Raw genomic sequence first — 11,297 nt, 5'->3', positions numbered from 1 at the left:
TCAAACGCATCGAAGGGCATGACCCGCGATGCGCGATATCAGGGAGAAAAAGACATGACACCTCGATCAACAGATCAGACACGTCGTGGATTCCTCAAATCCACCGCCGCAACCGCCCTCGCGGCTACGCTTCCCGCGGGGCGCGCGCTTGCCGCTCCGAAAAAGGGCGGGCATCTGCGTATCGGCCGCGCGCATGGGCAAACGACCGACACGCTGAACCCGGCGACTTACGAGAATGGCTTCACCGCAGGTCTCAGCAGCGGCGTGCATGGACGGCTCACCGAAGTCGGCGCAGACGGCACGCTCGTCCCCGAACTCGCGGAAAGCTGGGAAGCCTCCGCCGATGCGACCGAATGGCGGTTCAAAATCCGCCAGGGCGTGACCTTCCATTCGGGTAAGGATCTGACCGTTGAGGATGTCATTGCCTCGATCAACTTCCACCGCGGACCGGACAGCACTTCGGCAGCGGGCCCGATTGTCGCACCGATCACCGAGGTGTCCGCAGATGGCAACGACACCGTGGTGTTCAAACTCTCCGGCGGCAATGCGGACTTCCCTTTCATCCTCGGCGACTATCACCTGAATATCTGCCCCGCCAAAGATGACACGATTGACTGGCAATCCGGCGATGGATGCGGCAGCTACGTGCTCAAGAACTTCAGTCCGGGCGTATCGGCGGCGTTCGAGCGCAACCCGAACCATTGGCGCGACACTGTTGCTTTCTTCGACTCGATCGAAATGCTGGCGCTGGTGGATCAGAACGCCCGCACAACCGCGCTGGTGTCGGGCGATGTGGATATCGTGGACCGCGTGGACCTCAAGACCGCCGGCCTTCTGGGCCGCAATCCCGGCGTCTCGATCCGGACGATCGCAGGCAATCAGCACTACACCTTCGCGATGTCCACCAATCAGGACCCGTTCACCGACAACCATGTACGCCAGGCGCTGAAATACGCCATCAACCGTGAAGAACTGGTTGAAAAAATTCTCTTCGGCTACGGCTCGGTCGGCAATGACCATCCGATTGGCCAGGGTCAGCGCTATTTCAACTCCGAGCTGGCCCAAAAGACGTATGACCCGGACAAGGCCAAGTGGCACCTTGAACAGGCCGGGCTGAGCGAGCTTTCGGTGACCTTGTCGGCCGCCGACGCGGCCTTTGGCGGTGCGGTGGATGCCGGGACGCTCTATCAGAACTCGGCCAAGGCTGCGGGGATCGACCTCAAAGTGATCCGCGAACCCAATGACGGGTACTGGTCTGATGTCTGGATGAAGAAACCCTTCTCGGCCGTATATTGGTCAGGCCGCCCGGTGGAAGACCAGATGTTCTCGACCGCCTATTCCTGTGGAGCGGACTGGAATGACAGCTTCTGGTGCAATGACCGTTTCGAGGAGCTGATGGTCGCCGCGCGCGCCGAGCTCGACGAAAACAAACGCCGCGAGATGTATTGGGAAATGCAGGATCTGGTGTCCAATCAGGGCGGCGTGGTCATCCCGATGTTCGCCAATTTCGTCTTTGCCGTGTCAGACAAAATCGTGCTGCCGGATCAGATGGCCTCGAACTGGGATCTGGACGGCGAGCGCTGGATGGAACGGTGGTCGATGGCCTGACCCTGCGGTGTCACACCCATGTCACTGGACCTGAAAAGCTTTTCAGGGCACAACTATGCGAGAAGCCCCGGCCACAACGAGCCGGGGACACATAATAACCAACTGTCATAAATAGGGAGAACCGAACACATGGCACTTATCAAAGGCGGGATGCTTGACCGCCGTGGATTTCTGAAAACGACCGTTGCGGCGACCGCAGCAGCGGCCCTGCCCATGGGCAGTGCGATGGCCATGCCGAAGCGCGGCGGGCATATTCGCGTCGGCAAGGCCCACGGCCAGACAACCGACACCATGAACCCCGGCACCTGGGAAAACGGCTTTACCATCGACATGGCCTTCGCCATTCACGGCTATCTTGTGGAAGTCGGCCCCGATGGCTCCATGGTCCCGAACGTGGCCGAAAGCTGGGAAGCCTCCGCCGATGCCACCGAATGGCGCGTGAAACTGCGCAAAGGTGTGACCTTCCATTCCGGCAAGGAAGTGACTGTCGAGGATGTGATCGCCTCGGTCAACTTCCACCGTGGCGAAGGCTCGACCTCGGCGGCGGGTCCGATCGTGGCCCCGATCGTGGATATCTCTGCAGACGGTGACGACACCATCGTGTTCAAGCTCGATGGCGGCAATGCCGACTTCCCGTTCATCCTGACCGATTATCACATTCCGATCTGCAAGGCCGAAGGCGACAGTATCGATTGGAAATCGGGTGATGGCTGTGGCCCCTACATCCTCAAGAGCGTCGATTTTGGCGTTCAGGCCAGCTTTGAGCGGAACCCGAACCACTGGCGCGATGACGTGGCGTGGTTCGACACCATCGAGATGCTTTCGCTTATCGACCTTAACGCGCGCACCACGGCACTTGTCTCGGGCGATGTGGATGTGATCGACCGGCTCGACCTCAAGACGGTCGGCCTTCTGGGCCGCAAGCCGGGCGTCAAGATCATCTCGGTCTCGGGCAACGCGCACTACACCATCCCGATGGACACCAAGATTGGCCCGTTCAACGACAACAACGTGCGCCAGGCGCTCAAATACGGGATCAACCGCGAGGAAATGGTTGAGAAAATCCTGTTCGGCTATGGCTCGGCAGGCAACGACCACCCGATCGGCAAGGGTCAACGCTATTTCAACACCGAGCTGGAGCAGAAAACCTACGACCCTGACAAGGCAAAATGGTATCTGCAGCAATCCGGACTGGACGGCCTGTCGATTGACGTCAGCTCCTCCGACGCAGCTTTCGGCGGTGCGCTGGATGCGGCCGTGCTCTACCAGAACTCGGCCAAAGCCGCGGGCATCGAGATCAACGTGGTCCGTGAGCCGAATGATGGCTACTGGTCGGACGTGTGGATGAAAAAGGGCATGGTCTTCTCCTATTGGGGCGGCCGCCCGGTGGAAGATCAGATGTTCTCGACCGCCTACAAGTCCGGTGCCTCCTGGAACGAAAGCTACTGGAGCAACGAGCGCTTTGACGAACTGCTCGTCAAGGCCCGCGCCGAACTCGACCAAGAAAAGCGTCGCGAGATGTATTGGGAAATGCAGGACCTCTGCGCCAATGACGGCGGCTCGGTCATCCCGATGTTCAATGACTTCGTGTTTGCCGTCAATGAGAAGGTGGGTACGCCCGAAGTCATGGCCACCAACTGGGATCTCGATGGTTCGCGTTGGGCCGAGCGTTGGTGGATCGCGTAAGCCTCCTTCATCACGGATTGACAATGAAGGGGCCGGGTTTTCCGGCCCCTTTTTTCTTGGGTCTCACGCGGTTTTCTTGAACCCGCCCCCGCCTACCGGGTTGGCCGGTGTGCCACGCTTGGGACCTTTGGGATATTTCGGCTTTGGCTTCGATGCGCCCCCCGATGAATTGTCCGGTTCAGCGCTGTCTGCAACACCCGTGAGGGCGCCCGAGCTGGTGCCCGGCTCCACCAGGTCTTCGGGCTGAATGCCATCCTCTTCGGGCGGCACCTCGTCAATGCTCGGCGGCTGTGCCCCGATCAGGCAGTTCAGCACCACGGCCGCAACGGCGAGGGCAATCACCGCCCCGAAGACCAGCAACGCAGCAAAGAGAGGTGAGCCGACAACCCCAAGCGAAACTGGCCCGATCACGATGCTTAGCCCACCGCCAATCGCCGCCGCTGCGGCAATCACGGCCATGATCGCCGCCACCATGAAAATAATGAGGGCATTGTTCATCAGCCCTTGTCGAATGCAATCCATCATAAATTTTCTCCACAAAATCAATTTGGTAATCTATCTGATGCGCTTGCGGACCATATTTCCGGGCGCTTATGCCAAATCTCAGGCATGGGCGAACCATCACCCCTGGCGTGATTTTGGTCAATGCAGTCTCAACCCAAGCGTGAATACAGGGTGAAAAACGCGGCCCATTGGCGTTTGGTTCTGACGCGGTCAGACCTTTGGTTCAGGCACAGCAGGCGTGATCGCCCGGCGTTTGAGCTTTGCCTCGCGCCAGGAGATAAAGCTGACCGCCCCGACAATCAGCATCCCGCCAAAGATCACCCAAGGATCAATCGGCTCGGCAAAGAACACGGCGCCCAGCAGCACTGCCCAGACGAGCTGAAGAAAGGCCACCGGCTGCGTCACGGCCAGCGGCGCCGCCCGGAAGGCGAGTGTCATCGTGTAATGCCCGCCCGTGGCCAGGGTCGCCACGCAGAACAGAATACCCAGTTCATAAAGCGTCGGTGTGACCCAGTTCATCGCCGCAAGCGGTGCAAGGCCAACTGTCACGGTCAGAGAGAGCATGGTGACAACGACACCGGGGCTGGTGCGGTCGGTCAGCAGCTTGGTCAGCAGGTAGGACGCGCCGAAGACAAGCGCCGTGAACACCATTGCGATATGCCCCGGGCCGATCTCTCGAAAGCCCGGGCGCAGGATGATCAGCGCGCCCAGAAGCGCCGCCAGAACCGCCAAGACACGTCGCAAGGCGAGCTTTTCCCCCAGAAACACCGCCGCACCGAGCGTGACATAAACCGGTGCCATATAGTTCAGCGCGGTCACATCCGCGATGGGGATCCGCGCCATTCCGAAAAACCACAACGCCACGCCGATCGTGTGCGCCGCGCCCCGCGCGCAGAACAACAGGAACGTGTCCCGCTCCATGCGAATACGAATGAGGCTTTTGAGAAAGGGCAGCAGAAAGACAAGCCCCAGCACATAGCGCAAAAACGCGGCTTCTGGTGCGGGAATGCGCGTGCCCAGCATCTTCACCAGCGCGGTCACGCCAATGAATTGCAGGCCGGTCACGACCATCCAGAAGACCCCCCATCCGGGCCGTGATCCTGCCTCGCTGCTCATCGGCGCATTAAGGCCGGACTAACTCGGGATGTCGAGCCGGAAAGTGATGCCGGGCGTACAGATCAATAGACGCCGAGCAACTCCGAACTGCCTGCAAATATCTGATCGGCATGCTCTAACATGTAGATCTTGAGCCAGGGCGTGTAACGCGCCGGGGCATCCAGTATGTGCCGCCGCAGCTCTTCCATCTCGACCCAGGCCGTGTCCATCACCTCATCGGGATTGGGTGACACCGTGACGGGGTCTGCCACATGGCTGACGAACACATCGACCAGCTCATGCTCGGTCAACCCGCCTCCGACATTGGCGCGATACTCCACCTGATCACGGTAACTCAGCCGAGGCACGGTCAGCCCAAGTTCCTCTTGCAGGCGCCGCACGGCGCAATCTTCTGCCCGCTCACCCCAATGCGGATGCGTGCAGCAGGTATTCGCCCAGAGCCCGGGCGTGTGATACTTGCCCATCGCACGCTGCTGGATGAGAACCTTTGTCCCGCTGAGCACGAAGACGGACACCGCCTTGTGCTTCAACCCGCGCTCGTGCACGTCAAGCTTTTCAACGGCGACAAGGTCGCCGCCGATCCAGGCCGGGATCAGCGCGGTCATACGTATTCCGCCCGAACGAGGCGCGTCAGATGCGCAAGGTTTTTCAGCCCGATCCGCAAATGCGCCATCGGGCGTGCCTTGACGAGCTTCTTGTTCATGTAGGCCTCGAAAGTGAGGCGCTGCACATCAATGTCATGGCACAGCGAGACAAATCGCTCGCGCCGCTCATCCGAGCGGTAATACGCATTCTGCATGCTCTGCAGGACCCGGAACACGGTCTTGTGCTCGCGCATGAAAAGTTGCCGCGCAAGGCGCAGGTCGCGCGCGCGCCCAGAGGCAAGACAGGCCGACGCCGCTGCCGCTGCCACTTCTCCGCCGACCATGGCATAATAAATTCCCTCGCCCGAGCTTGGTGCCACCACGCCCGCCGCGTCGCCCGCCAGCACCACATCGCGGCCATTGTCCCAGCGGTCCAGCGGTTTGAGCGGGATCGGCGCGCCTTCCCGGCGGATTGTCTTGCACTCACTCAGCCCGCTTTGCGCGCGCAGATCGGCGGTGGCCTGTTTGAGGTCCACGTCGCGGATCATCGAGCCCATCCCGACGCTGGCCGAGCGCCCATGCGGGAACACCCAGCCGTAGAAATCGGGCGAGATACGCCCGTCATAGATCACATCGCAGCGCTCGGGGTCATAGGCCGCTGTCGGCTCGGGTGCTTCGATGATTTCGTGATAGGCGATGACATAAGGAATTCGGTCGCCGCCCGGCACCTCCGCGCGGGCCACGTTTGACCGCGCACCATCGGCACCGATGATCAGCCTTGTGCGAAGGCGTTCCGTCTCGCCGCTGGCCTTGTCACGATAAAGCACCTCTGTCCGGTCATCGCTGCGCTCTACCGAGGTGAAGGTGCCGGTGAAGCGCTCCACCCCCGCAGCGGCCGCGCGCGTGCGCAGGAATTCATCGAAATGCTCGCGGTCCACCATCCCGACAAAGCCGTTTTCTATGGGGATATCCACCTGCCGTCCGGTGGGTGAAATCATCCTTGCGGTGGTAACCCGTGCGCAAAGCTGGCTGTCGGGAATGTCGAAATCGGCGATCAGTCGGGGCGGTATGGCCCCACCGCACGGCTTGATCCGTCCGGCCCGGTCGATCATCGCCACCTTGTGCCCGGAGCGGGCCAGATGCTCCGCCGCCGTGGCCCCCGATGGCCCCCCTCCTACAACGACAACATCATACATCCTCATTCTCCCGGTATGACGGCGGGTATGCCGCCCCTGTTATGTTCGATCACCCGCAACGCCAGCCCGGCGGCCACCACGAAAAGCGCGGCCTCGGCCAGAAACACCGCCCCAAAGGCGGTCGCATCCTGCGTTGCAAAGGCGCGCATCACATCAACGGCCGCCGCCCCGATCAGGCCGCCAAAGCCCGCCGCAAGCGCCTGCGCGGCGCCCCAGAGGCCCATCCGCGTGCCTTCCCGTTCAGCGCGGCCCCGCGACGCGAGCGCCATCATTGAACCAATGGCGGCAACAGCAAACATGCCATTGAAAAATCCCAGTAAAACCACTGCGGGCGTCAGAGTTGCCGGAACGGCGGTCCCGCCGAGCAGGCTGATCAGCGCAAGGCTCGCGGCCGAGCCGAGACACCCGGCGATCACCCAGGCGCGCAGGCTGCCGAACCGCAACCCGGTGGCGGCAATACCAACGGTCAGCATCCCCAGGAAGACCCCGCCATTCTGCGCCCCGCTGAGGCTCGTTGACTGGCCGGGCGTGAAGCCGAACACCAGGCCCGCATAGGGCTCCAGGATGAGTTCCTGCATGAAATAGGCGGTCATCGACAGGAAAACGAAAATCGTGAAGTTCCGCGCCGAAGGCTCGGCCCAGACCTCGCGCAGCCCTTCGAGGAAGGGGGTGGATTCTGTGCGGGTTTCGCTTGCGGCGCAGCGACGTTCGATGCCCCAGACCGCCAGCGCCGTGACCAGCACCGCGGTGCCTGTCACCACGCCCACAACCTCCATCAGGCGCATCGGCGTATACGGGTCGAGGAATGCGCCAGAGACGCCTGCTGTCATGGCGATGCCAAAGATCATCATCAGCCAGGTGATCGTCGCGGCCGCCGCGCGCCGATGCGGTGCGGTGGACGTGGCCAGCAGAGCCAGAAGCGACGTGCCCGACGCCCCTACCCCCAATCCGATCAGCGCATAGGCCAGAATCGACACACAAAGCGCGGCCCAGAAACTCGTCTCGAATAGCAAGACCCCCACGGACGCCCCAAGCGCGCCAAGTGCCAGCACAGCCATGCCCCCGATGATCCAACGGGTCCGGTGCCCGCCCGTATCCGAGCGATAGCCCCAGTTCGGCCGGGTGATCTGAATGCCGTAATGCAACGCAACAAGCAGCCCGGGCAGGACCGCCGGCAAGGCCAGCTCGACCACCATCAACCGGTTCAGCGTTGACGTGGTCAGCACCACGATAGCCCCCAGCGCCATCTGTACCAGCCCCAGCCGTATGATCGAAATCCAGCCTAAACTCATGTCAGCCTCCCAGATGTCGCAGCGCAAAGGCGGCGACCATCATGCCGGTCACGTAGAACATCACGCCGGTCGCGTTGTACCAGGGCGCCCGGCCCTTCGGATCGGTCAGTAGCACCCGCATCGCCCAGAACTGCGCGGCCAGCAGCACCGCGATTGCCATGGCATGCAGCGGGCGGTCCCAGAGGATCAGCGCCGCAATCACCACGACCTGAGGCACCGCCATGACCCAACACGCCACCCGCGCGGCACGTTCCGGGCCAAGGGTGACAGGCAGAGAGGCAATGCCGGTTTGCCGGTCACCTTCCAGTGCCTTGAAATCATTGAGCGTCATGATGCCATGCGCGCCGATTGCATAAAGGGCCGCGATGGTGATTACCGGCCAGGACGGCGCACCCGCCGCCATCACCGCCGCCCCGGTGAACCAGGGCAACCCTTCGTAGCAGAGGCCGACTAGCCCCGGCCCCCAAAGGCCGGATCGCTTGAGGCGAAAGGGTTCCGCAGAATAGATCCAGGCCGCCACAACACCAAAGACCGTCGCCCCGAACCCCCAGGGCCCAAGCACAGAGCCCAGGCCAAGGGCGAGTACGCTCATCGCAATGGCGATCCACAGCCCCCACCGGCCCGGGATCGCCCCCGATGGTATGGGTCGGTTTGGCTCGTTGATGGCATCCACATATCTGTCACACCAGTCATTCGCTGCCTGGCTCATCCCGCATACCACCGGTCCTGCTAGGATCATCCCGATGACAAGCATCCCCGGAGACTCCCAGACCGGGACGCCGACCGAAATGACGCCGCATAAATACGCCCAGATCGGCGGGAACCATGTGACAGGCTTGATTAGCGACAGAACCGCGCGCGGGTGCGGAACCCGCCGGGAGGAATGTAAATTCGTCATGACACTCATAGTGTCAATTAAACTATACAACTCCGAGTCGTGAAAGCTTTATTTCGCAACAAGGGCAGAACGCCGCGGGTTACTCGTCGTCCGCGTCATTGCCTAGAAGGCCATGCTTGCGGAGTTTGACATAGAGGCTCTGCCGCGACAGACCCAGCATCTCGGCAGCGGCGACGCGGTTATTGTTGGTCATCTGAATGGCCGTCTCGATGCACATCTTTTCGATCACGTCCGAGGTGGCCGAAACGAGCGACTTGAGCGAGGCGGTCCCGACGAGGTCCATCACGCTTTTCATCGCCTCTTCGCTCATCAGGGTCGCACTGGCATCACCGTCAATCAGGTCGCTCGGCACCACCTCTCGGATGATCATGCCAAAGCCCAGATCCCCACCGCGCCGCGACAGCCTTGTCGAGGCAAGATCCACATTCGCGCGCGTTCCGACAGAGCTGAGCACTTGCGTCGCATAGCTGCGCACCCTGCCCTTCTTCTTTGTATTTTCAAGCACAAGCTTCATGTCAACCGCACCGCGCGCCAGGAAATCCGACAAGGGTTTGTTGACCACATCACGCAACTGCGCGGCATCCGTCAGGATCAGGAAAGCTTCATTCGCATCGCGGATCATGCCCTTGGAATCAGTCAGCACGATCGCATCGCTTGCCAGATTGAAGAGTGTCGCCAGGGATTGGGCTGCCTCCGGCCCGGCCCCATCCGCCTCATCCACGGGCGTCAGACGACAGAGCAGGACAAGCTCTCCCGCAGCGCGGAAGTAACGCGGGAAGACGACAAGATCGCGACCGCTGCGGCGCGCTGTCACCTCGATGGCCTTGACGTCCTCGGCACTGGCGGCGGCCTGAAGGTTATCGATCAGCTCACTCTTGCGCCGCCCCTCCAGCGCCTGCGCCAGAGACGTTCCCGCAAGCGTATCGGTCTTTGTTCCGAAAAGAAGGGCCGCGGAACTGTTCAGATCGGTGATTTTTCCGGTTTCGGGCTCGACAAGCATCAGCGGCGTCTCGGAGGCTTCCAACACCACCCTGAAGAACGTTTCATTACGGCGAATTTTCTGCTGATCCCGCTCGCGCGAGGTCTGTTCTGCGACCAGTCGCTGCTGCACATCGGCAATCGGTTGCATGTCGCGACCGAAAAGCAGGTACGAGTCGCGCCCGGTCACACGGTGCAACGTATAACGAATGGGAAACTCCCAGACCGCATTGTCCACATGATTGAGTTGCACCGAGCGCGGCGCAGAGTCCGGCTTGGCCTCAAGGGCACGGCGACGTTCAGCGAACTTCGCACGGCTCTCGACAGTCAGAAAACTGTCAAAGTCCCGGCCAATCCAATGATCAAGACAGCCAAGTGACGGGCACTCGGAATTTACCGATATCCCCTCCACAGTTCCATCGGCCCCAATCATGATCGCAATATCGGACGCCTGTTCGACAAGATGTTCCACGCTCGAAGTTTCCGGCAATTCCCCGGCGCGCAGCGCATCCGTTCTCGGCTCTAAGCTCGACACGTTCTTTCCCCGCTACAAACACGACCCCAATCAAATCGTCTCATCTATGTGAGACAGATTTTCGGCGACGGTTGCCAAGCCGCAGCGCTCGACAGCCTCGTGAACAGATTTGACCGCAAAATCCACCCCTGACCGTTGCGCGACCAAATTCCTGTCTTCGACCACACGCCCCCCCGCAACGATAGGCGGCAGATTTTCCGCATGTGACCGCAGATACCCTATCAGTTCTGCACTATGTTCAACAGATTTCCAAGTCGCTAAAGTAACCCCAAGCATCGAAAATCGGTTTGAAAACACCAGTCTGCACAACTCTTCATTGTTTAGCCCAATTGCCATGCGAACCCAGACCCCGTGCCGCCGTAACCCGTCGGCCGCCACAAAGGCCCCAAGGGAGTGCTGCTCGAATTCCGGGATCACCATCAGCACCGATTGCCCGAGCGGTATGCTCCGATCCAACAGATGCGCATACGCGTCCCCTTCGGTCCGGTCCCGGAAAAGGGCCTGCAGGCGTGCCGAGCCCACGGTGACATCGACAAAGCTGGCTTCGTCCCGAACCCACTTCTCTCCCAGAAAACGAGAGGCTTCGGGAATGTAATATTGGTAAATGTCGTTCGAAGAAGCCCCGCTCGCGATAAGCGACGCAACAACGGTCTGATGTTCGACTTCGGATTCGGACATCAGCGCCTCGCCCAGGCGCGCGACCCATTCGGCCTTGCTGCGCGGCTGTCGTTCGGCTCGTGTTTTGGCAACTGTCCTCAACGCCGACTCCACAAGAAATCTTATGGCCGGGCGCTTTGCGTCTGTCTGCCCAGCCCCGCTTCGCTTCGGGCTTGAAGGGTCTTGGGTGGAATTCTTCTCAACGTCAGTCATGCACCCATGTCTCCCCATGGAAGCTCAGAA

10 protein-coding genes are annotated in these 11,297 nt (G+C 61.0%); 2 read left to right on the top strand and 8 right to left on the bottom strand.

Annotated elements, in window-relative coordinates:
* The first annotated feature begins 54 nt into the window (after window positions 1–54).
* Both EI983_RS05640 and EI983_RS05635 read left to right on the top strand, forming a co-directional pair.
* A complete protein-coding gene (locus EI983_RS05640) occupies window positions 55–1,608 on the top strand; it encodes an ABC transporter substrate-binding protein (protein ID WP_157706414.1) in 1,554 nt (517 codons plus the stop codon).
* A 129-nt stretch (window positions 1,609–1,737) separates the two neighbouring features.
* Complete coding sequence (locus EI983_RS05635) at window positions 1,738–3,294, top strand: ABC transporter substrate-binding protein (RefSeq protein ID WP_157706413.1); 1,557 nt, start codon at window positions 1,738–1,740, stop codon at window positions 3,292–3,294.
* Window positions 3,295–3,357: 63 nt separating this feature from the next.
* Here EI983_RS05635 and EI983_RS05630 read toward each other — a convergent pair whose 3' ends face one another.
* The 8 genes from EI983_RS05630 to EI983_RS05595 form a co-directional block, all read right to left on the bottom strand.
* Entirely contained in the window at window positions 3,358–3,792 is a 435-nt protein-coding gene (locus EI983_RS05630; RefSeq protein WP_157706412.1) for a hypothetical protein, read from the bottom strand.
* A 216-nt stretch (window positions 3,793–4,008) separates the two neighbouring features.
* The gene (locus EI983_RS05625; protein ID WP_246162308.1) at window positions 4,009–4,914 is read right to left on the bottom strand and encodes a DMT family transporter; all 906 of its coding nucleotides are present in this window, start codon (window positions 4,912–4,914) and stop codon (window positions 4,009–4,011) included.
* 62 nt (window positions 4,915–4,976) lie between these two features.
* Window positions 4,977–5,519, bottom strand: coding sequence for an isopentenyl-diphosphate Delta-isomerase (gene idi, locus EI983_RS05620; RefSeq protein WP_157706411.1), 543 nt, complete (start codon window positions 5,517–5,519; stop codon window positions 4,977–4,979).
* On the bottom strand, window positions 5,516–6,694 hold the full coding sequence (locus EI983_RS05615; protein ID WP_157706410.1) for a geranylgeranyl diphosphate reductase: 1,179 nt from the start codon (window positions 6,692–6,694) through the stop codon (window positions 5,516–5,518). The genes idi and EI983_RS05615 overlap by 4 nt, the downstream gene beginning before the upstream one ends.
* Window positions 6,695–6,696: 2 nt before the next feature.
* Window positions 6,697–7,986, bottom strand: coding sequence for a BCD family MFS transporter (locus EI983_RS05610; RefSeq protein WP_157706409.1), 1,290 nt, complete (start codon window positions 7,984–7,986; stop codon window positions 6,697–6,699).
* A gap of 1 nt (window position 7,987) precedes the next feature.
* Entirely contained in the window at window positions 7,988–8,893 is a 906-nt protein-coding gene (gene chlG, locus EI983_RS05605; RefSeq protein WP_157706408.1) for a chlorophyll synthase ChlG, read from the bottom strand.
* A gap of 70 nt (window positions 8,894–8,963) precedes the next feature.
* Window positions 8,964–10,334 carry a transcriptional regulator PpsR gene (gene ppsR, locus EI983_RS05600; RefSeq protein WP_246162307.1) on the bottom strand — a complete coding sequence of 457 codons (1,371 nt, stop codon included), beginning with the start codon at window positions 10,332–10,334 and terminating at the stop codon, window positions 8,964–8,966.
* Between the two features lie 93 nt (window positions 10,335–10,427).
* A complete protein-coding gene (locus EI983_RS05595; protein WP_246162304.1) occupies window positions 10,428–11,267 on the bottom strand; it encodes a cobalamin B12-binding domain-containing protein in 840 nt (279 codons plus the stop codon).
* Window positions 11,268–11,297: the final 30 nt, after the last annotated feature.

This window comes from Roseovarius faecimaris (assembly GCF_009762325.1).
GTDB lineage: Bacteria > Pseudomonadota > Alphaproteobacteria > Rhodobacterales > Rhodobacteraceae > Roseovarius > Roseovarius faecimaris.
This window is presented reverse-complemented; position numbering and strand designations above follow the sequence as displayed.

What these genes read in the sequence shown, in the direction of transcription:
- EI983_RS05640 (WP_157706414.1), top strand. Translation starts at nt 55, where the DNA reads ATGACACCTCGATCAACAGATCAGACACGTCGTGGATTCCTCAAATCC.
- EI983_RS05635 (WP_157706413.1), top strand. Translation starts at nt 1,738, where the DNA reads ATGGCACTTATCAAAGGCGGGATGCTTGACCGCCGTGGATTTCTGAAA.
- EI983_RS05630 (WP_157706412.1), bottom strand. Translation starts at nt 3,792, where the DNA reads ATGAACAATGCCCTCATTATTTTCATGGTGGCGGCGATCATGGCCGTG.
- EI983_RS05625 (WP_246162308.1), bottom strand. Translation starts at nt 4,914, where the DNA reads ATGAGCAGCGAGGCAGGATCACGGCCCGGATGGGGGGTCTTCTGGATG.
- idi (WP_157706411.1), bottom strand. Translation starts at nt 5,519, where the DNA reads ATGACCGCGCTGATCCCGGCCTGGATCGGCGGCGACCTTGTCGCCGTT.
- EI983_RS05615 (WP_157706410.1), bottom strand. Translation starts at nt 6,694, where the DNA reads ATGTATGATGTTGTCGTTGTAGGAGGGGGGCCATCGGGGGCCACGGCG.
- EI983_RS05610 (WP_157706409.1), bottom strand. Translation starts at nt 7,986, where the DNA reads ATGAGTTTAGGCTGGATTTCGATCATACGGCTGGGGCTGGTACAGATG.
- chlG (WP_157706408.1), bottom strand. Translation starts at nt 8,893, where the DNA reads ATGAGTGTCATGACGAATTTACATTCCTCCCGGCGGGTTCCGCACCCG.
- EI983_RS05595 (WP_246162304.1), bottom strand. Translation starts at nt 11,267, where the DNA reads ATGACTGACGTTGAGAAGAATTCCACCCAAGACCCTTCAAGCCCGAAG.